Below are 21,392 nucleotides of genomic sequence, written 5' to 3'. Positions count from 1 at the left end.
GGCAGCCACTGTTCCATAATGGACAGTTGTTATGATCATTATTCGGGACATAGTTAAAATGACGCTAATCTATACCTGCCGGTATATGCGTCATGACTGATCTGGCGGATGCGGAACCTTCCGGGCTGGCAGCATTGCTCAGCGCTTATGCTGGCGAAAGCATGCCGCGCCATCGGCTTCTTTGGGCCCTGGATGCGCGCTTCGCCAAGTTGGCGGCAACGACAAGCGAACCGATGATCGGACAAATTCGTCTGGCCTGGTGGCATGAAGCCTTGAGTGATGAGGAAGGGGTGAAGGGAAGGGGCGAACCCCTTATCGATGCCTTGCGAGAAATCGGAACGATCCCGCCTGCGGGGCTTTCCGCATGGCTCGACGGCTGGGAAGCGATGATCGGAGACATCGATCTGGACGTCTATGCAGATGGTCGTGGGGGAGGATTCTTTCATTCGCTTGCGGGAGAGGCTGAGGCGCCGCCATGGCTGATCCAGGCTGGCGCCGTTTGGGCATTGTGGGACTTGTCAGGCCATGTGAGCGACCGCGCCCTCGCCGCTGACGCGATCGAGCGCGCCAGGGTGAAGCTCCTTTCCGGGCCACTCCCTTGGCCAGCGGCATGGCGGCCGATGCGGATTGCCTATGGTCTGGCGCGGCAGGACATCATAAAGGGCTGGGCAGCGCCTGGGCGACTGACGCCGCGTCTTTATCTGCGGTTGCTGCGCGTTGCATTGAGCACAGGCTGACGGAGGACTTGGTGGGGCGGATCATGGCAGGTGCGGGCGCCGCGTTGCTCCTGGTAGCGGCGGGCCTTTTCTGGTGGCAGGGACGCGCGACCAGCGAACCCGTGCCACAGGCGATGGTGGTCCCGCCGCCGCCTCCGGCCATTGAGGACCTGCCCAAGGGCAATCCCGCAGCAGTGGGCAAGCCGTTGCCGGCGCCTGCCGAAGCCAGTCCGCAAAGCCGCGAACAGAAGCGCTTTGCCCGCTATGACCGCAACCGCGATGGAGTGATCACCCGCATCGAGATGATGGGCAGCCGGGTCAAGGCCTTCAAGGCGCTCGATAAAGACAAGGACAATCTTCTGTCGTTCGAGGAATGGGCGGTCGCCACATCGGATCGCTTTGGCAAGGCGGATGCGAATGCGGACGGCAAGCTGACGCCAGCCGAGTTCGCCACCACTGCGCCCAAGCGCAGCGCAGCGGCCAAATGCAAATGCTGATGGCTCAGGCGGGCTGAAGCTCGCCCAGCCATTCTCCCAATGCGGCGCGCGCGCGGGAGGTCATGGCCTCCTTCCGCTGCTTTTTCTTCACGTCCTCCAGTGGTGGGAAGAGGCCGAAATTGACGTTCATGGGCTGATAGTCCGCGGTCGCGTCATTGCCGGTGACGTGGCCCAGCAATGCTCCTAGCGCGGTTTCCGGTGGAGGCGGCGTCATTTGCAGCCCCAGCAGTTCGGCCGCCGCGAACCGTCCCGCCAGCAGGCCGATCGCCGCGCTTTCGACATAGCCTTCGCACCCGGTCATCTGCCCGGCGAAACGGATGTGCGGAGCGCTCCTGAGGCGGAGCGTGGCGTCGAGCAGCTTGGGACTTTGGATGAAGGTGTTGCGGTGCAGGCCGCCCAGCCGCGCGAACTCCGCCTTCTCCAGTCCAGGGATGGTGCGGAACAGCTCAACCTGGGCGCCATGCTTGAGCTTGGTCTGGAAACCGACCATGTTCCACAGCGTGCCCGATGCATTGTCCTGCCGTAACTGGACGACGGCATAGGGCCAGCGACCGGTGCGCGGATCGTCCAGACCCATCGGCTTCATCGGTCCATGCCGCAATGTTTCGGGGCCGCGCGATGCCATTACCTCGATCGGCATGCAACCTTCGAAATAGGGCGTGTTCGTCTCCCACTCCTTGAACTCGGTCTTTTCCCCGTCCAGCAGTCCCTGGACAAAGGCCTCATACTGCTCCCGGTTCATGGGGCAGTTGATATAGTCCTTGCCCTCGCCACCGCCTGGCCCGATCTTGTCCCAGCGATTGGCCATCCAGCATTTGTCCATGTCGATACTGTCGAAATGGACGACCGGCGCGATCGCGTCGAAAAAGGCGAGGTGATCCATGCCCGCCGCTGCCCCGATGCTTTCGGCCAGCGCAGGAGCAGTCAGCGGCCCGGTGGCGACGATGGTCATTCCTGCGGCAGGCAACTGGTCGATACGCTCCCGAACGATTTCGACGTTGGGGTGCGCGGCCAAGGCGCGGGTGACGCCATCGGAAAACATATGACGGTCGACCGCCAGCGCCGATCCGGCGGGCACCTTGGCGGGCTCCGCCTGAGCCATGATGAGCGAGCCCAGGCACCGCATTTCCTGATGCAGCAGGCCAACGGCATTCTTGTCCGCATCATCTGAACGAAAGCTGTTGGAACAGACCAACTCCGCCAGCCCATCGGTTTGATGCGCTGGTGTCATGTCTCCCGCGCCACGCATTTCGGATAGACGGACCTTCACGCCAGCCTGCGCCAGTTGCCAGGCCGCCTCCGACCCGGCCAGCCCGCCGCCGATGATATGCACCTGATGATCTGTCGCTTCGCCCATTTTCCCGTCCATGCGTTGGTGCGTGGCGTTTAGGTCAATCGGCGGCAAAAGGAGAGCGCAAAATGATCGATCATATCGGCATCGCGGTCAGTGACGCGGCGCGGTCACGCGACTTCTACGATGAACTGCTCGGCGCCATCGGGCTGCAACGGCTGATGACCATCCCGGCGGCCGACAATCTCAGCGGCGGCGAAACCCATGGCTATGGCCGGGATGATGATCCATTTTTCTGGATCGGCGATAATGAGGCGGTGGGGGAGGGTACGCACATCGCCTTCCGCGTCGAAAACCGTGCGCAGGTACACGCCTTCCATGCCGCAGGACTTCGCGCAGGCGGCCGGGATCATGGCGCACCGGGCCTAAGGCCGCATTATGGGCCGAGCTATTACGCCGCCTTCATCCTGGACCCGGACGGCATCAATGTGGAAGCCGTCTGCCATGCGGAAGTCGACTTGAGCGCGCCTGACGAAGCGCCCTGATCGTTCCGGCTAACCCAAGTTCATGTTCCTGTGCGGGCAGGAACAGGTCCTGCCGCTCGAACCAGGCTGCTGCGGCGCGGATGCCGTATTTTCACCGGCATCCGCCCCGTGCTGATCACCTCACAGCGACGCTATTGGCGGCGGAAAGCACTGCCTGAACCGAGGCGGTCGCCACGTCCGTGTCGGTGCCGATGCCAAAGACCGTGCGGCCATCGGGTGTGCGGCATTCGACATAAGCGGCCGCGGCCACATCCGTACCGACGCCGATCGCATGCTCGCTATAATCCGCCACCTCCAGATCGACGCCCAGATCATCGCGCAGCGCCGCCAGCACCGATGAGATCAGGCCGTTGCCACGCCCGGAAATGCTCCGCTCGCCGCCCTTGTGCGCGATCTTGCCGGTAAAGATGCGGTCGCCCGCATGGCCGGTCTCATTATAGTCGATCAGCTTGTAGGGCTGGTCGCCAGTCAGGCGGTAATGATCTTCGAACGCGGCCCAGATGTCGGCGGCATTCAGTTCCCGGCTGCTCCGGTCGGCCAGCGCCTGCACGACCTTCGAGAAATCGGCCTGCATCCGCTTGGGCAGCTTCAGCCCCTTGTCCTGCTGCAACACCCAGGCGACGCCGCCCTTGCCGGACTGAGAATTGACGCGGATCACCGCCTCATAGTCACGGCCCAGATCCTTGGGATCGATCGGCAGATAGGGGACGTCCCAAATCTGGTCGTTGCGCGCTTCCTGAGCGGCGAAACCCTTCTTGATCGCGTCCTGATGCGAGCCGGAGAAGGCTGTGAAGACCAGTTCGCCCGCATAGGGATGGCGCGGGTGGACTGGCAGCTGGTTGCAATATTCGACGGTCTGGATGACCTCATCAATGTCGGAGAAGTCCAGTCCCGGATTGATGCCCTGCGTGTACATGTTGAGCGCGACAGTCACCAGGTCGCAATTGCCGGTGCGCTCGCCATTGCCGAACAGACAGCCTTCGACCCGATCCGCGCCCGCCATCAGACCCAGTTCCGCCGCCGCGACGCCGGTGCCACGGTCATTATGGGTATGCAGCGAAATGACGACGCTGTCTCGCTTGGAGATGTTGCGGCACATCCATTCGATCTGGTCGGCATAGATGTTGGGCGTCGCCGCCTCCACCGTCGCGGGCAGGTTCAGGATCAGCGGCTTTTCGGGCGTTGGCTGGAGGATCTCCATCACCGCTTCACAGCATTCCAGGCTGAAATCCAGCTCGGCGGTGGAGAAGGTTTCCGGCGAATATTCGAAATGCCAATCGGTGTCCGGCTGCTTGGCGGCATTGTCGCGCAGCAGCTTCGCCGCATTGATGGCGATCTCCTTGATCTGCGGACGGTCCATCTGGAACACGATGTTGCGCCAGGCGGGCGACACGGCGTTATAGACGTGGACGATGGCTTTCTTCGCGCCGCGCAGGCTTTCGAAGGTGGTGGCGATCAGGTCCTCGCGCGCTTGGGTCAGCACTTGCGGGAATACATCGTCGGGGATCGCGCCATCGCGGACCAGGCCGGAAATGAAGTCGAACTCGGTCGCGCCTGCACTGGGAAATCCGACTTCGATTTCCTTGACGCCGACCTTGAGCAGCAGGTCGAAGAAGCGGCGCTTCTTTTCCGCGTTCATCGGGTCGATCAGCGACTGGTTGCCATCGCGCATGTCGGTCGAGAGCCAGCGCGGCGGCGAGGTGATGACGGCGCCCGGCCACTGGCGATTGGGCAGGTCCACCTGAGGGAAAGGGCGATATTTCTGCGAAGGATCGGTCAGCATCATGGGAAAGCTACTTCTTTACGCAAACGGGCAGCGCGGCGCTGGCCCAGTGAATGACTATCTGCTTGAAAATGCCCTTAGGCGTATCGCTGCGTCATTCAAGCGAAGAGCAGCACAAAAGCCACGCCTAAGGGCGTGTAAGTCGTAGCAGGGGAAGAAGCACGCGCTGCATGATGGATCGGCCTTAACCCTTTTTGGGGCGGCGCGTCCAGTGTTTCTTGATAGAATGGCTTTTCGGCTGCGCTTGAAGCGAACGGGGCGGATTTGAAGCAGCTACGTTGGTCATGCTCAAACAAGTTCAGCATGACGTTAAGGTGTTCGATCTTGTGGCGCTTACCCCCCCTCCCTGATGGGAGAGGGGGAGGATGGCTTACTTCTGGAACGCCGCGACGATCTTCAATTCGACGGCGTCGCCGACCATGGGGACGGCGTAGCCCATGTTGAAGTCGCTGCGCTTGATCGTCGTCGTCGCCACGAAGCCGACATTCTCCTTACCGCCCGCCATCGCCGGAGCCTTGCCCGCGCCATAGAAATCGGCGTCGAGCGTCACCGGCTTCGTCACGCCCTTGATGGTGAGATTGCCGGTGATCTCGGCGCTGGTCGCGCCGTCAGGCTTCACGCTGGTCGAAACGAACGTCGCCTTGGGGAATTTGGCGGAATCGAAAAAGTCCGCCTTCATCAGATGCTCGTCCAGCGCCGGGATGCCGGTGCGCAGATTGGCGATCGGCACGTCGATCGACACTTTGGATGCAGCGACATTCTTGGGGTCCAGCGTCAGCGTGCCGGTCGGCTGGGAGATGAGGCCGAAATTGTTCGAAAAGCCCATATGATCATAGGCGAAGGCGACCTGGGTGTGGCCGGGATCGACCTGATAGGTGCCGCCGGTCACGCGCGATGGATCTTTCGCGCCCGGAACGCCCGGCGTCTGCTGGGCTATGACGGCGGTGCCTCCCGCGATGGCGGCGATGGCGGCGGCGGAAATCAGGAACGTGCGCATGGATGGGTTCTCCAGAAGCAGTCAAGGGACGCGCTACCATAGCGGCGTCGTTCGATTGTTCCAGAGGTGTAACCGGAAACGAAGGGTTACGGGAAGAGGGTGATTGTCCACCCGGCGGGCGGAGTGAGCCGGAGGCTTCGGCAAGCTCAGCGAACGGCGGTGGCGGCGCACGCCCACCTCCGCGACCTGGCGCGAACGTCATTCTAGTGAGTGTTCTATGTGATTTAATCGCGCGGCGGCGCAGAGGACGCGGGAGAAAATTCCCTTACGTTCTCTGCGCCTTTTAGCGCATTGATGATGGGTGAAACCAGCATCTGGAGGAGGGCAGAGGAAGGCCGCCCCCTTCCAAGGGCCTTAGTTCTTTTCCTTGTCCACCAGCTTGTTGGCGCCGATCCAGGGCATCATGGCGCGCAGCTTGGCGCCGGTTTCCTCGATCTGGTGACGCTGGGCGGCGAGGCGGCTGGCCTTGAGTTCGGGCTGGCCGGCGCGGTTGTCGAGGACGAAGTCCTTGACGAAGCGGCCCGACTGGATGTCGGCGAGGACGCGCTTCATTTCCTTCTTCGTTTCTTCGGTGATGATGCGCGGACCGGTCTTGATATCGCCATATTCGGCGGTGTTCGAGATCGAATAGCGCATGTTGGCGATGCCGCCTTCATACATCAGGTCCACGATCAGCTTGAGTTCGTGGAGGCATTCGAAATAAGCCATTTCGGGAGCGTAACCAGCTTCGACCAGCGTTTCGAAGCCAGCCTGGACCAGCGCGGTCGCGCCGCCGCACAGAACGGCCTGCTCACCGAACAGGTCGGTTTCGCATTCCTCGCGGAAGTTGGTTTCGATGATGCCCGAACGGCCGCCGCCGACGCCCGAAGCATAGGACAGGGCGATGTCATGCGCGTTGCCGGTCGCGTCCTGCGCGATGGCGATCAGGCAGGGCACGCCGCCGCCGCGCTGATATTCGCTGCGGACGGTGTGGCCGGGACCCTTGGGCGCGATCATGATCACGTCCACGTCCTTGCGCGGCTCGATCAGGCCGAAATGGACGTTGAGGCCGTGGGCGAAGGCGAGCGCGGCGCCGGGCTTCAGATTCTCGTGAATGTCCTTGGCGTAGATTTCCGCCTGATGCTCGTCGGGGGCGAGGATCATGAGGACGTCGGCCCATGCGGCGGCTTCCGCGTTGGGCAGGACCTTGAAGCCCGCGCCTTCGGCCTTCTTGGCCGATCCCGAACCGGGGCGCAGGGCAATGGCGACTTCGGCCACGCCGCTGTCGCGCAGATTCTGGGCGTGGGCGTGACCCTGGCTGCCATAGCCGAGGATGGCGACCTTCTTGCCCTTGATAAGGCCGATGTCGGCGTCGCGATCGTAATAAACCTTCATGTCCGTTCTTCCTTTTTCATATCCTGACCCTCTCCCTGGAGGGAGAGGATACGAAGACCCGAGCCGGAGGGCCCCAGTCGAAGTTGGTGAGGGGGAACCACCGGATGGGGCCGTGCGTGACTGGCCCTCACCCTCCCACCGCTTCGCGGCAGGCCCCTCCCTCTCCCGCAGGCGGGAGAGGGGTCTAAGTCAATTCGGCTCCTTGCCGCGGATCAGGCCGACGACGCCGGTGCGGCCCACTTCGACCAGCCCGATCTGCCGCATCAGGGCGACGAAATTGTCGATCTTTTCGGTCGTGCCGGTGATTTCGAAGATGAAGCTTTCGATCGTCGTGTCCACCACCTTGGCGCGGAAGACATCGGCGAGGCGCAGCGCCTCTATCCGGTCCTCGCCCGTGCCGGACACCTTGACCAGCGCCAGTTCGCGCTCGACGAAGGGGCCGTTGGCGGTGAGGTCCGTGACCTTGTGCACCGGCACCAGCCGGTCGAGCTGCGCAATGATCTGGTCGATCACCTTGGGCGGGCCGTTGGTGACGATGGTGATGCGGCTGATCGCATGATCGGGCGTGATGTCCGCCACGGTCAGGCTGTCGATATTATAGCCGCGCGCGGTGAACAGGCCCGCGATGCGCGCCAATATGCCCGCTTCATTGGTGACCATCAGCGACAGGACGTGCCGCTCGCTATATTCTTCCTGGATATGCATCAGATGCTTGTCCCGTTTTCCGGTTCTTTTTCGCGCTCGTGGCGCTCGGAAATCATGCCGGTAAAGGCATATTGCCAACTGCCGTCGTCGCGATGGGCGATGCGGACCGGAAATCCGGCGATGGCATCGAACATGCGGGCCAGATGCTCGCCCACATAGCGCGGGCTGACGAGCAGGCGGCCGATCCGGCGTCCATGAAAATCGAAGCCTTCATCCAGATGCACTTCCCAATCCTCATTCTCCGCGTCGGCATGGTCCACGGTCCAGCCTTTCAGCTCGGCCGTGCCCGCATGCCGTTCGAAGTCGAAGGGTTCGCTCACATGGATGCGGAGCTTCAGATGCTGCGTCACGCCCCCGTCCTTACACCAGAGCCTTCGCCTCATCCGACATGATGCCCGCAATCTGGTTGGGGTCGAGCAGCATGTCGGTATGCGCCGCGCCCGAAGGGATCATCGGGAAGCAGTTGGAAAGCTTCGCCACGCGGCAGTCCACGATCACCGGGCCGGGCGTGTCGATCATCTGGGCAATGCCCGCCGCCAGTTCCTGCGGTCCTTCGATGCGGATGCCGGTCCAGCCATAGGCCTCCGCCATCTTCACGAAGTCGGGCAGGCTGTCGGAATAGCTGTTGGAATAGCGGCTTTCATAGGTCAGTTCCTGCCATTGGCGGACCATGCCCATATATTCATTGTTGAGGATGAGCACCTTGACCGGCAGGCGATACTGCGTGGCGGTGCCCATTTCCTGAATGTTCATCTGGATCGACGCATCGCCAGCGACGCACACGACCAGGCTGTCCGGGTTGCCGACCTGCGCGCCGATCGCGGCGGGAAAGCCGTAGCCCATCGTGCCAAGGCCGCCGGAGGTCAGCCATTTGTTGGGCGCTTCGAAGCCGAAATGCTGGGCGGCCCACATCTGATGCTGGCCGACTTCGGTGGTGATGATGACGTCCTTCGCCGCCTTCGAAGCGCGGTAGAGTTCGGCGATCGCCTCCTGCGGCATGATCTCTTCGCGGCTTTCGGGATAGGCGAGGCTGTTGCGCGCGCGCCAGCCTTCGATCCGCGCCCACCATTCGGAAAGATCCGCCGCCTTGTGGCCGTGCGTCTTCCATGCGGTGATCATGTCGGTCAGCGCATTGCCGACATCCGCGACGATGGGCAGGTCGACCTCCACCGTCTTGTTGATCGAGCTGCGGTCGATGTCGATGTGGATCTTCTTGCTATTGGGCGAGAAGGCGTCGAGGCGGCCGGTGACACGGTCGTCGAAGCGGGCGCCGATGCAGACGATCAGGTCCGCCTTGTTCATCGCCCAATTGGCTTCATAGGTGCCGTGCATGCCCAGCATCCCCAGCCATTGCGGTGAGGAAGCGGGGAAAGCGCCAAGGCCCATGAGGGTCGAGGTGACAGGCGCGCCGGTCAGTTCCGCCAGTTCGCGCAGCAGCAGCGACGCCTTGGGACCGGAGTTGATGACGCCGCCGCCCGTATAGAAGACCGGGCGTTCCGCTTTGGCCAGCATCTCAACGGCGGTCGCGATGGCGGAGGCGTCGGCCTGCGTCTGCGGCTTGTAGCTTGCATGTTCGAAGCTTAGCGGCGGGGCATAGGGCGCGGTCGCGATCTGGACATTCTTGGGAATGTCGATGACGACCGGGCCGGGGCGGCCGGTGGTGGCGATGTGAAACGCCTCATGGACGACGCTGGCGAGCTTCGCCGGGTCCTTGACCAGATAATTATGCTTCGAACAATGGCGCGTGATGCCGACCGTGTCGGCTTCCTGGAACGCGTCGGTGCCGATCAGCTGTGTCCGGACCTGTCCGGTGATGACGATCATCGGAATCGAGTCCATCAGCGCGTCGGTGATGCCGGTGACGGCATTGGTCGCGCCGGGGCCGGAGGTGACGAGGACGACGCCGGGCTTTCCGGTCGAGCGCGCATAGCCTTCCGCCATATGGGTCGCGCCCTGTTCGTGGCGGACGAGGACGTGGCGGATCTTCGGATGGTCGAAAAGCGCGTCATAGATGGGCAGCACCGCCCCGCCCGGATAGCCGAACACGACCTCGACCCCCAGGTCGATCAGGCACTCAACCAAAATGTCCGCGCCGCTCTTTTCGGCCACGATGAAATCCTTCCACTGGATGCAGGTTGCGCCCTCTGCTCCAGATGCGGAACGAAGGCAAGGTGGGTGCCTCTATTCGACATAAAATGCCGCGTCAACCGCTATTCAAGAAATTTAGTTACAATCCGCTTGATGCTTTTGTCATCAATTTGTCCCATTTCCCGTCGCCAGGCGGCGGGCGGCTGGTGGGAGAACCAGGTATATTGGCGTTTGGCATATTGCCGGGTCGCGATCCGCCCGCGCTCGATCATGGCTGCGCGATCGATCCGGCCGCCAAGCCATGCGGCGATTTCCGGCACGCCGATGGCGCGCATCACCGGGAGGCTGGGCGAAAGGCCGCGCGCGATCAGCCGTTCGGCTTCCTCGACCCCGCCATCCGTCACCATCTGCTCGAAACGGCGGTCGCATCGTTCGAACAGCCACGGGCGGGGCGGCAGCAGGATGAGCGGAGCAAGGCTGATCTGCGCTGCGATGCCGCCGCTCTTATGCTGCTGCCACAGGGCGAGCGTGCGTCCGGTGGAGCGCACCACCTCCAGCGCGCGGGCGACGCGGGTCGTGTCGGCGGGGTTGAGGCGCGCGGCGGCGGCAGGGTCCTCGATGGCCAGCGCCGCATGCGCCTGCGCCACGGGCAGGGCGCGAACGGCGGCGCGGATGGCGGGGTCTATGTCCGGCACGGGCGCGATCCCCTCCAGCAGCGTGCGCAGGTAAAGGCCGGTGCCGCCGACCAATATGGGCAGCCGCCCTTCATCATGCGCGCGGCGCACTTCGGCGCGCGCCTCGCTGGCCCAGCGGGCGGCGGTGCAGGCTTCCGCGCCGTCGATATGGCCGAACAGGCGGTGGGGGACATCCGCCATCTCCTCCGGCGAGGGGCGGGCGGACAGGATGCGCAGGTCGGCATAGACCTGGCTGGCGTCGGCATTGATGACGACGCCGTTCGCCGCCTGCGCAAGAGCAATGGCGAGCGCGCTCTTGCCGCTGGCGGTGGGTCCGGCAATAAGCGCGACGCGCGGGCGGGATTCGCCCTTATCTGTTTCGGGAGTGTCCATGTTCGTCGCGACCTTAGTGGCAAGTGCGGCCTTGAGTCAGGGGGATATTGAGGAAGCCGTCGCGCGGCTTGCCACCGCCGGCTGCGCGCCGGTGGACAGCCGGTGGCTGGACGAGGGCAAGGCGGCGGACATCTTCTTCGGCAGCGATCCGGTGACGGCGCGCGCGGCGCTGACGGACACCGGCGACAAGGTGGACGTGATCGTGCAGCCCGCCGAAGGGCGCGAGAAGAAGCTGCTGATCGCCGACATGGATTCCACCATGATCACGGTGGAATGCATCGACGAGCTGGCCGATTATGCCGGGATCAAGCCGCAGATCGCCGAGATCACCGAACGGGCGATGCGCGGGGAGCTGGATTTCGCAGGCGCACTGCATGAGCGCGTCGCCCTGCTCAAGGGGCTGGAGGATGCGGCGATCGACCGGTGCCGGACGGAGCGGGTCAGGATCATGCCGGGCGCAAGGGCGCTGGTCCGCACGATGAAGGCACGGGGGGCACGGACATTGCTGGTGTCGGGCGGCTTTACCCGCTTCACCGGGCCGGTGGCCGAAGAGATCGGCTTCGACAGCGCGGTCGCCAATGTGCTGGACATCGCCGATGGGACGCTGGCGGGCACGGTCGCCCTGCCGATCGTCGATGCGGCGCGGAAGCTGGCGGAACTGGAGCAGGCGATAGCGGGCGGTATCGACCGGGCGCTCACCCTGGCGGTGGGTGACGGGGCGAACGACATTCCGATGATCCAGGGCGCGGGGCTGGGCGTCGCCTATCATGCCAAGCCCAAAACGCGGGAAGCCGCGCATGCGGAGATTGTGCACGGCGACCTGTCCGTGCTGCTTTATGCGCAGGGCATTGCTTCGGCGGATTGGGCCGAAGGATAGGCGGCCGCGATCCGTCGCGCATAGGCAACGGCCTATCGTCATTGCGATCGGGTAATGGCTTCCAAAGCGCGGGTTGATCGTTGCACTTGCGCTGCGATTGGCAGTGTCCATGTTCTAACCGGCGCGCGGTCCTCGTGTCGCCAAGGGAGAGGGTATGAAAATCAGGCTATTGGCTCTTCTCGGCGGCACGGCACTCGCCCTGAGCGCGTGCGCGTCGACAAGGGATGAACCCATCGCGCCCGCGCCGCCGGTCGGCCCCGGCGCGATCGCAGGCACCGTCGCCGCGGATCGCAATGGCGACGGCATTGTCGATGGCTATTATTCGGCCGACGGCATGTATCATGAGGTGCAGGGTCCGCCTTGCCCGCCGCCGCCTCCGCCCCCGCCGCCGAGCCGGTCTGGAGAACGCGGCTGACACATTTGATATCAGGGGCGCGGCTGTCCTGCCGCGCCCGCCTGTTTCGGCGTTTCCTTATACCGGGACTGTTGGTTGCCGGGCTTGTCCCGGTTTCCGCCATGGCGCAGCCGGTGGCGGGGCAGGACGCGGCGCAATCGACCATCGGGGCGGAAATCCGCGCGTCGGCCGGGGGAAAGCTGCGCGACTTCTACGGTCCGCGCGGCTATTGGCCGCTATGGGTCGACGGCAACAGGCTTGGCGCGCAGGCGGACGCCTTGCTGGCGCTGGTCAGGACGGCCCGGCTCGATGGCCTCAACCCCAAGGATTATGATCCACGCGGCCTGGAGCGCGCCATGGAGGATGCGAACGGCAGCCATGGCGACCCGCGCTTGCTCGCCCGCGCCGACATCGCCCTGTCCAAGGCCTTTGCCGAACTGGTCAAGGACATGCGGCGGCCGTCCAGGCGGGTGAAGATGCGCTATCTCGACCCGGAGGTGGAGCCGAAGGACGAGGAGCCCGCCGATATCCTGCGCGCCGCCGCCGTGGCGTCGTCATTCCCCGACTATGTGGCCAATGCGGAGTGGATGAGCCCCTTCTACATGAAGCTGCGCGCCGCAAGAGCAAGTTTCGCCAAGCGCTGGGGCGGTCTGCCCGCTGTCGCCATTCCCGCTGACGTCAAGCTGCGTCCCGGCGGGAAGGGGCAGGGCGTATCCATGCTGCGCCGCCGCCTGGGCCTGCCGGACGGGAGCAGCTATGACAAGGCGCTCGCCGCGAAGGTTCGCGCCTTTCAGGCGGATCATGGCCTCAAGGCCGATGGCGTCGCGGGGGCGCAGACGATCGAGGCGCTGAACCGCGGACCGGACTGGTACGACCGCAAGCTGGCGCTGAACCTTGACCGGGCGCGGCTGCTGCCGGGGCCGTGGGTGCGGCATGTGGTGGTGGACGCCGCTTCCGCGCGCCTCTGGTACTATAGCAAGGGCCGGCAGGACGGCACGATGAAGGTCGTAGCGGGCGCGAAGGAAAGCCAGACGCCGATGATGGCGGGCATGGTGCGCTATGCGACGCTCAACCCCTATTGGAACGTGCCGTCCGATCTGGTGGAGCGCAAGCTTGCCCCCCGCATCCTCGACGGCGCGTCGCTCAGCCGTTTGAACTATGAGGCGCTGACCGACTGGAGCGCGAACGCCCGGCCGCTCAGCCAGTCGGAGATAGACTGGCAGGCGGTCGCCGACGGGCGGCAACAGTTGAGGGTGCGGCAACTGCCGGGCGGTTCCAACGCCATGGGGAAGGTGAAGTTCATGTTTCCCAACGACCTTGGCATCTATCTGCACGATACGCCCTCGCGCGATTTGCTGGCGAAGCCCGCGCGCCATTTCAGCAACGGCTGCGTCCGGCTGGAGGATGCGCAGCGCCTTGGCCGCTGGTTTTTCGGCAAGCCGCTCAAGCCGGAAAGCGACGAGCCCGAACAGCATGTGCCGCTGCCCCAGCCCGTGCCGGTCTATCTCACTTACCTGACAGCGGCGCCGGGCGGAGACGGCGTGCAGTTCCTGCCCGATGTCTATGACCGGGACGGAGGATAGGCGGCGGCTTCAGAACCCGGCCATCAGCCCGTCGATCGCGCCCTGCAAAATGTAGCTGGCGGCGAGCTTGTCGACCAGTTCCCCGCGCCGCGCACGGCTGGCGTCCGCTTCCAGCAGGGTGCGCGTGACCGCCTGGGTCGACCAGCGTTCGTCCCACAGCAGGATCGGCAGGCCAAGGTCGGCCATGTTGCGGGCGAAGGCGCGGCTCGCCTGGCTGCGCGGGCTTTCGCTGCCGTCCAGATTCAGCGGCAGGCCGATGACCAGCCCCCTGACCTGCTGCTGTTCGATGAAGGCGGCTAGCGCGACCTTGTCCTTGCTGAACTTGCCGCGCACGACCGTGTGCGCCGGGCTGGCGATCGACCAGCCCGCATCGCACAGCGCCAGCCCGATCGTCTTCGTGCCCACATCCATGCCCAGCAGGCGGCCGCCCTGCGGCAAAGCGTCACGAAAAGCCGTGCGGTCGGCGGTCAGCAGGGTCTGCGTCATGATTTCAGGAACGTCGCCAGCCGCTGCCGCGCGTCTTCGCGCACATCGCCCCAGAACAGGCTGTAGTCATAGACATGGTAGTTATTGCCCGGCAACGTAAACGGCCCCATGTCGATGGGCTCCCCGATCATAAGGACGCCGCTGGTGTCGCAGCGCGCTGGCACGATGCCGGTCAGCAGGCGCGGCGGCCTGGCGTCGTCGCGGCTGTCCAGCGTTCCCCGGTTGGCGCTGGCCGGGGCCGACCCGTTGAACGCGCCGGTAATGGGATTGGTGCACAGCATATGCGTGCCCTTGCGCGGGCGGCCGGTATAGCCGTTGCGGCGCTCGAACGTTTCGATGATGGGGGAAGGGTCGGCGGGCTCGGCATAGCTTTGCCAGCTCACCAGGCAATGCGCCTGATCGCGCCGCGCGCAGGCGGGCAGGCCCAGCGCCGGAAGGTCAGCCTCCACCGAAACGGGCCAGCCGACCGCATAGACCGCCGCGATCCTTTCCGCCACGGGCTTTCCCGCAACCTGTTCGCGCAGAAGTTGCAGCAGGTGGCGCGACCCCTGGCTGTGCCCCGCCAGGATCAGCGGCCCTTCGGGATTGGCCTTGAGGAAGGCGGCGAACGCCTGCGCCACGTCGCGATAGGCGGCGGCGAGCGCCTGATCGCCCGCCTGATCGCGGGTCAGGAATGCGCCATAATTGGCCTGACGGTAACGCGGCACCCAAATGTCGCCCACCGCGTTGAAGGCGCTTGCCTGACCCTGCACGAAGCGCCGCGCGGTGTTGAGCGCGTCCTTGTCGTCCAGCCGCATGTTCCAATGCGCGCCGCCGAAGGTGGTGATGTAGGATGTGGGGTGAATGAAGAAGACCGCCGCCTTTTTCGCCACCGGCGCGTCCTTCAACCCCTGCGGCGTCCACAGGGCGGGATTGCCCTTGCGAATGTCGGGCCGGGCGATCCACATGCCGGGATCGTCATAGGCATTGGGCGCAAGCGGCCGCAGCGGCGTGAAGGCTTCGCGCGGGACCATCACCGCGCGGATCAGTTGCATGCCCCAGATGCGGTAGACCAGCAATGCCGCGAGGACCAGCACGATCAGGCCGGCGACGACATACAGGAATTTGCGGGCCACGGGGCTGCTCTCCGTCACGATGCGGGGCTGCGCGCCCCCGCTGCGCGGGCGCATGTCTGGCGCAGGCGCAAGCGGGGCGCAAGTGCGGACTTGAAGCAAGCGTGAGCGGATGGTAGCGGCGGCCCATGTCGATAGACCTTCAGACCGTGAAAAAGATCGCCAGCCTCTCGCGCATTTCGGTGACCGACGCCGAAGCCGAAGCGATGGTGCCCGAACTCAACAACATCCTTGGCTGGGTGGAGCAATTGGGTGAGGTGGACGTGACCGGCGTCGACCCGATGACCGCCGTCATCCCCAACAAACTGCGCCTGCGCGACGATGTTGTGACCGATGGCGATGTCCGCGACAAGGTGCTGGCGAACGCGCCGCAGGCCGAACATGGCTTCTTCGCGGTGCCCAAGGTGATTGAGTGATGGCGCGCCATCCGTTCGCCCGGAGCTTGTCGAGGGGCACGGCCGGCCAGCGGGAGGCCACTTCGCTCCGCTCAGTGATGGGCTTCGACTTCGCTCAGCCCGAACGGGAATTTAATCGTGACTGATCTTACTGACCTCACAGTTGCCGAAATTCGCGACGGCTTCCGCGCCGGGGACTTTTCCGCGCGCGAGGTGGCGGAGGCGTTCAATGCCAATGTCGCGTCCGCCAAGGCGCTGAACGCCTTCATCGTCGAGACGCCGGAAAAGGCGCTGGCCGCCGCCGATGCAGCCGACAAGGCGAAGGCTGCGGGCGAGGCGTTGAAGCCGCTGTCGGGCGTGCCGATCGGCATGAAGGACCTGTTCTGCACCGAGGGCGTGCAGACCACCGCCGCCAGCCACATGCTGGAAGGGTTCAAGCCGACTTATGAATCCACGGTTTCGAAGAAGCTGTGGGATGCGGGCGCGGGGATGCTGGGCAAGCTGAACCTTGACCAGTTCGCCATGGGATCGTCCAACGAGACGAGCTATTTCGGCAATGTGATCTCGCCCTGGCGGCGGGGCGGCGGCGACAATGCGGCGCTCGCGCCGGGCGGCTCCTCTGGCGGTTCCTCCGCGGCGATCGCGGCGCGGCTCTGCCCGGCGGCGACCGGGACGGACACGGGCGGCTCCATCCGCCAGCCCGCCGCGTTTACCGGCATCAGCGGGATCAAGCCGACCTATGGCCGCTGCTCTCGCTGGGGCATCGTGGCGTTCGCCTCCTCGCTCGATCAGGCCGGGCCGATGGCGCGGACGGTGCGCGACAATGCGATCCTGCTGGAGAGCATGGCGGGCTTCGACCCCAGGGATTCGACCTCGCTGAACCTGCCGGTGCCGCAGTGGGAAGCCAATCTTTCGAGCGATCTCAAGGGCAAGACGGTGGGCATTCCCAGGGAATATCGCCCCGATGGCCTGAACGCCGAAATCGCGGCGCTGTGGGATCGCGGGATCGAGTGGCTGAAGGATGCGGGGGCGCAGGTGGTGGAGGTTTCTCTGCCGCATACCAAATATGCGCTGCCGACCTATTATATCATCGCGCCTGCCGAGGCTTCGTCCAACCTCGCCCGCTATGACGGCGTGCGCTATGGGCAGCGCGAGCTTCCCGATGGGGCGGGTCTCCAGGATATGTATGCCGCGACCCGCGCCGCCGGTTTCGGGCCGGAGGTCAAGCGCCGCATCATGATCGGCACCTATGTGCTGTCGGCGGGATTCTACGATGCTTATTATACGCAGGCGCAGAAGGTCCGCACCCTGATCGCGCGCGATTTCGAGCAGGCTTTCGAGAAGTGCGACCTGCTGCTGACGCCGACTGCGCCGAGCGCTTCCTTCGCGCTGGGCGAGAAGCAGGCCGATCCGCTGGCCATGTATCTGAACGACGTTTTCACCGTGCCCGCGTCGCTGGCGGGGTTGCCTGCGATGGCGGTGCCGGGCGGGCTGGACTCGCAAGGGCTGCCATTGGGGTTGCAGATCATCGGCAAGGCGCTGGACGAGCAAGGTGTGCTCAACGCGGGGCTCGCGATCGAGGAGCGGGCTGGCTTCACGGCGCGGCCGGAGAAGTGGTGGTAAAACGAACCGTGCTCCGGCGAGGCCGGAGCCCAGGGCCGCTTGGCTCTGCACTCACCCCGGGTTCCTGCCTTCGCGGGAACACTTGAGGACAAGAAGATGACTGAATCAACCTATCGCATTCAGGGCGCAACCGGCGAGTGGGAGGTCGTGATCGGCCTGGAGGTCCATGCGCAGGTGACGAGCCAGGCGAAGCTCTTTTCCGGCGCGGCCACGGCTTTTGGCGCAGAGCCGAACACGCAGGTCAGCCTAGTCGATGCGGCCATGCCCGGCATGCTGCCCGTGCCCAACCGCGAGTGCATCCGTCAGGCGGTGCGCACCGGCATGGCGATCAACGCGAAGATCAACAAATGGTCACGCTTCGATCGCAAGAACTACTTCTACGCCGATCTGCCGCAGGGCTATCAGATCAGCCAGCTTTACCATCCGCTGGTGGGAGAGGGGGAGATCGAGATCAATCTCGACGAGAAGAACCCCGACGCCGCGACCAAGCGGATCGGTATCGAGCGCATCCATGTCGAGCAGGATGCGGGCAAGCTGATGCATGACCAGCACCCGACCCGCTCCTATGTCGACCTCAACCGTTCGGGCGTGGCGCTGATGGAGATCGTGTCGAAGCCGGACATGCGTTCTCCCGCCGAAGCAGGGGCGTATCTGTCGAAGCTGCGGACGATCCTGCGCTATGTGGGCTCCTGCGACGGCAATATGGACCAGGGTTCGATGCGCGCGGATGTCAATGTGTCGGTCCGCAAGCCGGGGCATGAGTTCGGCACGCGCACCGAAACGAAGAATGTGAACTCGGTCCGCTTCGTCATGGCGGTGGTCGAATATGAGGCCAACCGCCAGGTCGATGTGCTGGAGGCGGGCGGCACCATCGTGCAGGAAACGCGCCTCTACGACCCGGACAAGAATGAAACGCGCTCCATGCGGTCGAAGGAGGATGCGCATGATTACCGCTACTTCCCCGATCCCGACCTGCTGCCGCTGGAGCTGGACGACGCGTTTCTGGAGGAATGCCGCCAGTCGCTCCCCGAACTGCCCGACGCCAAGCGCCGCCGCTATGAGGAGCAGCTTGGCCTTTCCGCCTATAATGCCGCGACGCTGACGGCCGACGCCGATACGGCCCGCTGGTTCGAAGCGCTGCTGGCCGAAGGCGCGCGCATCCAGAAAAAGAGCGAGGGCGAGGTCGCGAAGGCGTCGGCCAACTGGCTGCTGTCCGAACTTTATGGCGCGCTCAACCGGCTGGGCAAAAGCCTTGAAGACAGCCCGGTCGGTCCTGAAGAGGGCGCTGAACTGCTGGCGCTCGTCGCGGACGGCACGATCAGCGGCACCATCGCCAAGCAGGTGTTCGAGATCATGCTCGAAACCGGCGAGCGCGCGCCCGCGATCGTCGAGGAAAAGGGGCTCAAGCAGACCAGCGACACCGGCGCGATCGAAGCCGCCGTGGCCAAGGTGCTGGCTGACAATGGCGACAAGGTGGAACAGTATAAGGCGGGCAAGGAGGCGCTGTTCGGCTTCTTCGTCGGCCAGACGATGAAGGCCATGCAGGGCAAGGCCAATCCCCAGGTCGTCAACGAACTGATCCGCAAGGCGCTTGCCTGAATCGGGGCGCGCTGTCTAAGTCCTTGCCGTGAGGCCGGATGTGGGGGCATGTCCGGCGACAGGGGGGACAAGATGACGCTGTGGAAGGCAATGGCGGCGCTCGCGCTGATGGGCGCGGGCGTGCTGCCTGCGAATGTGCGGGCGGAGACGCTGACCAACGACATGGTGGTGGCGCTGGTCCAGGCGGGACTGGGCGAGGAAGCGGTCATCGCCAAGATCAAGGCTTCGGCGGCCCATTATGCGCTGTCGACCGATGATCTGATCCTGCTGAAAAGGAATGGCGTCACCGGCCCGGTCATCGCCGCCATGATTGAGGCCGGGGCCACCGGTTCCGTATCGTCGAAGGCCGCTTTTTCCGCGGACTCGCCCGATCCGCTGGTGCCGCATCCTTCGGGCATCTACATGCTGATGGACTGGCTGCCTCAGCCCAAGATGGCGCGGATCGACCCCACGACATCGAACCAGAGCAAGACCGGCGGCATATTGGGCTATGCCTTCACCGGCGGCATCGCCTCGCTCAGCATCAAGGCGGTCATTCCCAACACCAGCGCCAGGGCCCGCACGCAGCGGCCGCGCCCTACCTTCTATTTCTACTTCGATGAAGCGACGCGCGGCCTGTCGCAGACGGGCGCGCCTTCGCTCTGGCTGGCGGGGCCCGCGACGGCCATCACCTCGCCCAACGAGTTTTCGCTGATCCGCTTCGACGTGAAGAAGGACCGGCGGGAAACGCGGGTGGGCAGCATGAACCTGGCGGGAGCCAAGGCGGGCGTGATGGACAAGGACCGCATCGCCTTCGACTATGAGCAGGTGACGCCCGGCGTGTTCAAGGTGACGCCAACGGCCGACCTTCCTGCCGGAGAATATGGCTTCCTCTATTCCGTCAGCGCGGGCACGGGGCCGGGCATGTGGGGCAGCGGCACGGGGTCGGCCCGCATCTTCGACTTCGCGGTCCAGCCGTAAGGCGCGGCCATCCGGTCCGGTCATTTCGCCTAGCCCATATGGACATGGCCGCCATTTGCCTGTTCTAGCTGCGGGACGGAATAGGCCGGAGGCAGCATGCAGGCGAAGACATGGACAGACGAAGCAGCGGCGCAGGCGGCGGGCCTGGACGCCGCGCGGCTGCATGCCCTGGCTGACGGCCTGCACCAGAACTATGTCGCGTCCGGCAAGCTGCCGCATCTGCGCCTGCTGGTATCGCGCGATGAAAAGCCGCTTTTGGACCATGTCAGCGGCGCCGCGCGCGCCACGGGTGAGCCGCTGCGCAACGACGCGCTGTTCCGCATCGCCTCCATGACGAAGCCCGTCACCTCGGCCGCCTTCATGATGCTGGTGGAGCAGGGGCTGGTGGCGCTTCAAGATCCGGTGACCGATGTGCTGCCGGAATTTTCCGCCCTGACCGTCGGCATGGACCGTCAGCCCTTGCGGCGGCCGATGCGGATGATCGACCTGCTGCGTCACACCTCCGGCCTTACCTATGGGCTTCAGCGGCAGACGCCGATCGACGCCCTCTATCGCGAACAGGGTCTGGACGAGTTCCACCAGAAGCGAGGACCGGGCGAGTTCATCGAAGCCGTCGCCCGCCTGCCGCTGGAGTTCTCGCCGGGCGAACGCTGGAATTACTCCATCTCGACCGATGTGCTCGGCGTCATAGTGGAACGGCTGAGCGGCACGGATCTGGGCAGCTTCCTTGCCGATCGCATCTTCGCGCCCTTGGACATGACGGACACATTCTTCCGGCTGCCCGATGACCGGGCCGGCCGCATGACCGATGCGTGGCAGCTTGGCAGCGACGGGCGGCTGTCGCTCTACGAACGGGGGGAGCGCAGCAGCTGGCGGCGCAACCTGCGCCTCCGGTCGGGGGGCGGGGGCCTGCTGTCGACGGCGGAGGATTATCATCGCTTCGCCCTGATGCTGCTGCGCGGCGGGGAACTGGACGGCGTCCGGCTGCTGCGCCCCGAAACCATAGCGATGATGCACGCCAATCAACTGCCCGGCGGCGCTGACCTTGCCAGCCTGTCCTCATCCATGTTCAGCGAGGCCGATTATGCCGATGTCGGCTTTGGGCTGGGCTTTGCGACCGACCTTGTCACGCAGGAATTTTTCTGGGGCGGGGTCTTTTCCACCTTCTTCTTCGTTCACCCCCGCGAACGGATAATCGGCCTGTTGATGACCCAGCATTTTCCATCCAACGTCTACCCCCTGCGCCGCGCCTTTCGCGACGGCATCAAGGCCGCGATCCTGAAAGGGTATGCGGGATAGT

At 64.6% G+C, this 21,392-nt stretch carries 21 protein-coding genes; 11 read left to right on the top strand and 10 right to left on the bottom strand.

From position 1 onward, the window contains the following. The first annotated feature begins 233 nt into the window (after positions 1 to 233). Both ET21_RS0116240 and ET21_RS0116235 read left to right on the top strand, forming a co-directional pair. Positions 234 to 737 (top strand): hypothetical protein, encoded by a 504-nt coding sequence (locus ET21_RS0116240; RefSeq protein ID WP_337587957.1) that lies wholly within the window; start codon positions 234 to 236, stop codon positions 735 to 737. Between the two features lie 11 nt (positions 738 to 748). Beyond that, positions 749 to 1,213 carry an EF-hand domain-containing protein gene (locus ET21_RS0116235; protein ID WP_030540505.1) on the top strand — a complete coding sequence of 155 codons (465 nt, stop codon included), beginning with the start codon at positions 749 to 751 and terminating at the stop codon, positions 1,211 to 1,213. A 4-nt stretch (positions 1,214 to 1,217) separates the two neighbouring features. Here the strand turns inward: ET21_RS0116235 and trmFO are convergent, their stop codons facing one another. Next, positions 1,218 to 2,570, bottom strand: coding sequence for a methylenetetrahydrofolate--tRNA-(uracil(54)-C(5))-methyltransferase (FADH(2)-oxidizing) TrmFO (trmFO, locus tag ET21_RS0116230; RefSeq protein ID WP_030540504.1), 1,353 nt, complete (start codon positions 2,568 to 2,570; stop codon positions 1,218 to 1,220). Positions 2,571 to 2,632: 62 nt separating this feature from the next. Here trmFO and ET21_RS0116225 point away from each other — a divergent pair, with 62 nt between their 5' ends. Then, positions 2,633 to 3,049 carry a VOC family protein gene (locus ET21_RS0116225; protein ID WP_030540503.1) on the top strand — a complete coding sequence of 139 codons (417 nt, stop codon included), beginning with the start codon at positions 2,633 to 2,635 and terminating at the stop codon, positions 3,047 to 3,049. 115 nt (positions 3,050 to 3,164) lie between these two features. Here the strand turns inward: ET21_RS0116225 and leuA are convergent, their stop codons facing one another. The 7 genes from leuA to miaA form a co-directional block, all read right to left on the bottom strand. After that, a complete protein-coding gene (leuA, locus tag ET21_RS0116220) occupies positions 3,165 to 4,835 on the bottom strand; it encodes a 2-isopropylmalate synthase (protein ID WP_030540502.1) in 1,671 nt (556 codons plus the stop codon). 367 nt (positions 4,836 to 5,202) lie between these two features. Further along, positions 5,203 to 5,829 (bottom strand): YceI family protein, encoded by a 627-nt coding sequence (locus ET21_RS0116215; protein ID WP_021239405.1) that lies wholly within the window; start codon positions 5,827 to 5,829, stop codon positions 5,203 to 5,205. A 354-nt stretch (positions 5,830 to 6,183) separates the two neighbouring features. Further along, positions 6,184 to 7,203, bottom strand: a complete 1,020-nt coding sequence (gene ilvC / locus ET21_RS0116210; protein WP_021239406.1) for a ketol-acid reductoisomerase — start codon at positions 7,201 to 7,203, stop codon at positions 6,184 to 6,186. A 189-nt stretch (positions 7,204 to 7,392) separates the two neighbouring features. Continuing rightward, positions 7,393 to 7,908 (bottom strand): acetolactate synthase small subunit, encoded by a 516-nt coding sequence (ilvN, locus tag ET21_RS0116205; protein ID WP_030540501.1) that lies wholly within the window; start codon positions 7,906 to 7,908, stop codon positions 7,393 to 7,395. Further along, positions 7,908 to 8,258, bottom strand: coding sequence for a hypothetical protein (locus ET21_RS0116200; RefSeq protein ID WP_021239408.1), 351 nt, complete (start codon positions 8,256 to 8,258; stop codon positions 7,908 to 7,910). The genes ilvN and ET21_RS0116200 overlap by 1 nt, the downstream gene beginning before the upstream one ends. Positions 8,259 to 8,268: 10 nt before the next feature. After that, complete coding sequence (locus ET21_RS0116195; RefSeq protein WP_030540500.1) at positions 8,269 to 10,017, bottom strand: acetolactate synthase 3 large subunit; 1,749 nt, start codon at positions 10,015 to 10,017, stop codon at positions 8,269 to 8,271. A gap of 101 nt (positions 10,018 to 10,118) precedes the next feature. Next, positions 10,119 to 11,063 carry a tRNA (adenosine(37)-N6)-dimethylallyltransferase MiaA gene (miaA, locus tag ET21_RS0116190; protein WP_030540499.1) on the bottom strand — a complete coding sequence of 315 codons (945 nt, stop codon included), beginning with the start codon at positions 11,061 to 11,063 and terminating at the stop codon, positions 10,119 to 10,121. Here miaA and serB point away from each other — a divergent pair. From serB to ET21_RS0116175, 3 genes are all read left to right on the top strand, one after another. After that, positions 11,062 to 11,940, top strand: a complete 879-nt coding sequence (gene serB / locus ET21_RS0116185; protein ID WP_030540498.1) for a phosphoserine phosphatase SerB — start codon at positions 11,062 to 11,064, stop codon at positions 11,938 to 11,940. The two genes, miaA and serB, sit on opposite strands and share 2 nt — an antisense overlap. Positions 11,941 to 12,094: 154 nt before the next feature. Continuing rightward, on the top strand, positions 12,095 to 12,355 hold the full coding sequence (locus ET21_RS0116180; RefSeq protein WP_021239739.1) for a hypothetical protein: 261 nt from the start codon (positions 12,095 to 12,097) through the stop codon (positions 12,353 to 12,355). A 101-nt stretch (positions 12,356 to 12,456) separates the two neighbouring features. After that, positions 12,457 to 13,917, top strand: a complete 1,461-nt coding sequence (locus tag ET21_RS0116175; RefSeq protein WP_081856749.1) for a murein L,D-transpeptidase — start codon at positions 12,457 to 12,459, stop codon at positions 13,915 to 13,917. A gap of 9 nt (positions 13,918 to 13,926) precedes the next feature. Here ET21_RS0116175 and ruvX read toward each other — a convergent pair whose 3' ends face one another. Further along, positions 13,927 to 14,391 carry a Holliday junction resolvase RuvX gene (gene ruvX, locus ET21_RS0116170; protein ID WP_193378982.1) on the bottom strand — a complete coding sequence of 155 codons (465 nt, stop codon included), beginning with the start codon at positions 14,389 to 14,391 and terminating at the stop codon, positions 13,927 to 13,929. 8 nt (positions 14,392 to 14,399) lie between these two features. After that, on the bottom strand, positions 14,400 to 15,518 hold the full coding sequence (locus tag ET21_RS0116165; RefSeq protein WP_030540495.1) for a DUF3089 domain-containing protein: 1,119 nt from the start codon (positions 15,516 to 15,518) through the stop codon (positions 14,400 to 14,402). Between the two features lie 125 nt (positions 15,519 to 15,643). Here ET21_RS0116165 and gatC point away from each other — a divergent pair, with 125 nt between their 5' ends. From gatC to ET21_RS0116135, 5 genes are all read left to right on the top strand, one after another. After that, positions 15,644 to 15,931 (top strand): Asp-tRNA(Asn)/Glu-tRNA(Gln) amidotransferase subunit GatC, encoded by a 288-nt coding sequence (gene gatC, locus ET21_RS0116160; RefSeq protein ID WP_021239735.1) that lies wholly within the window; start codon positions 15,644 to 15,646, stop codon positions 15,929 to 15,931. A gap of 117 nt (positions 15,932 to 16,048) precedes the next feature. Beyond that, a complete protein-coding gene (gatA, locus tag ET21_RS0116150; protein WP_030540494.1) occupies positions 16,049 to 17,533 on the top strand; it encodes an Asp-tRNA(Asn)/Glu-tRNA(Gln) amidotransferase subunit GatA in 1,485 nt (494 codons plus the stop codon). A gap of 96 nt (positions 17,534 to 17,629) precedes the next feature. Then, the gene (gatB, locus tag ET21_RS0116145) at positions 17,630 to 19,132 is read left to right on the top strand and encodes an Asp-tRNA(Asn)/Glu-tRNA(Gln) amidotransferase subunit GatB (RefSeq protein ID WP_030540493.1); all 1,503 of its coding nucleotides are present in this window, start codon (positions 17,630 to 17,632) and stop codon (positions 19,130 to 19,132) included. A 48-nt stretch (positions 19,133 to 19,180) separates the two neighbouring features. Then, positions 19,181 to 20,092 (top strand): hypothetical protein, encoded by a 912-nt coding sequence (locus tag ET21_RS0116140; RefSeq protein WP_237751581.1) that lies wholly within the window; start codon positions 19,181 to 19,183, stop codon positions 20,090 to 20,092. Between the two features lie 96 nt (positions 20,093 to 20,188). Further along, positions 20,189 to 21,391 (top strand): serine hydrolase, encoded by a 1,203-nt coding sequence (locus ET21_RS0116135; protein ID WP_030540491.1) that lies wholly within the window; start codon positions 20,189 to 20,191, stop codon positions 21,389 to 21,391. Position 21,392: the final 1 nt, after the last annotated feature.

Source organism: Sphingobium sp. DC-2 (assembly GCF_000722555.1).
GTDB lineage: Bacteria > Pseudomonadota > Alphaproteobacteria > Sphingomonadales > Sphingomonadaceae > Sphingobium > Sphingobium quisquiliarum.
Note: the sequence above shows the minus strand (reverse complement) of the source record. Positions and strands in the feature narration are given on the sequence as shown.

Excerpts from the sequence above, each read along its gene's own strand:
- ET21_RS0116240 (WP_337587957.1), top strand. The coding sequence starts at position 234 with ATGATCGGACAAATTCGTCTGGCCTGGTGGCATGAAGCCTTGAGTGAT.
- trmFO (WP_030540504.1), bottom strand. The coding sequence starts at position 2,570 with ATGGGCGAAGCGACAGATCATCAGGTGCATATCATCGGCGGCGGGCTG.
- ET21_RS0116225 (WP_030540503.1), top strand. The coding sequence starts at position 2,633 with ATGATCGATCATATCGGCATCGCGGTCAGTGACGCGGCGCGGTCACGC.
- leuA (WP_030540502.1), bottom strand. The coding sequence starts at position 4,835 with ATGATGCTGACCGATCCTTCGCAGAAATATCGCCCTTTCCCTCAGGTG.
- ET21_RS0116215 (WP_021239405.1), bottom strand. The coding sequence starts at position 5,829 with ATGCGCACGTTCCTGATTTCCGCCGCCGCCATCGCCGCCATCGCGGGA.
- ilvC (WP_021239406.1), bottom strand. The coding sequence starts at position 7,203 with ATGAAGGTTTATTACGATCGCGACGCCGACATCGGCCTTATCAAGGGC.
- ilvN (WP_030540501.1), bottom strand. The coding sequence starts at position 7,908 with ATGCATATCCAGGAAGAATATAGCGAGCGGCACGTCCTGTCGCTGATG.
- serB (WP_030540498.1), top strand. The coding sequence starts at position 11,062 with ATGTTCGTCGCGACCTTAGTGGCAAGTGCGGCCTTGAGTCAGGGGGAT.
- miaA (WP_030540499.1), bottom strand. The coding sequence starts at position 11,063 with ATGGACACTCCCGAAACAGATAAGGGCGAATCCCGCCCGCGCGTCGCG.
- ET21_RS0116180 (WP_021239739.1), top strand. The coding sequence starts at position 12,095 with ATGAAAATCAGGCTATTGGCTCTTCTCGGCGGCACGGCACTCGCCCTG.
- ET21_RS0116175 (WP_081856749.1), top strand. The coding sequence starts at position 12,457 with ATGGCGCAGCCGGTGGCGGGGCAGGACGCGGCGCAATCGACCATCGGG.
- gatC (WP_021239735.1), top strand. The coding sequence starts at position 15,644 with ATGTCGATAGACCTTCAGACCGTGAAAAAGATCGCCAGCCTCTCGCGC.
- gatB (WP_030540493.1), top strand. The coding sequence starts at position 17,630 with ATGACTGAATCAACCTATCGCATTCAGGGCGCAACCGGCGAGTGGGAG.
- ET21_RS0116140 (WP_237751581.1), top strand. The coding sequence starts at position 19,181 with ATGTCCGGCGACAGGGGGGACAAGATGACGCTGTGGAAGGCAATGGCG.
- ET21_RS0116135 (WP_030540491.1), top strand. The coding sequence starts at position 20,189 with ATGCAGGCGAAGACATGGACAGACGAAGCAGCGGCGCAGGCGGCGGGC.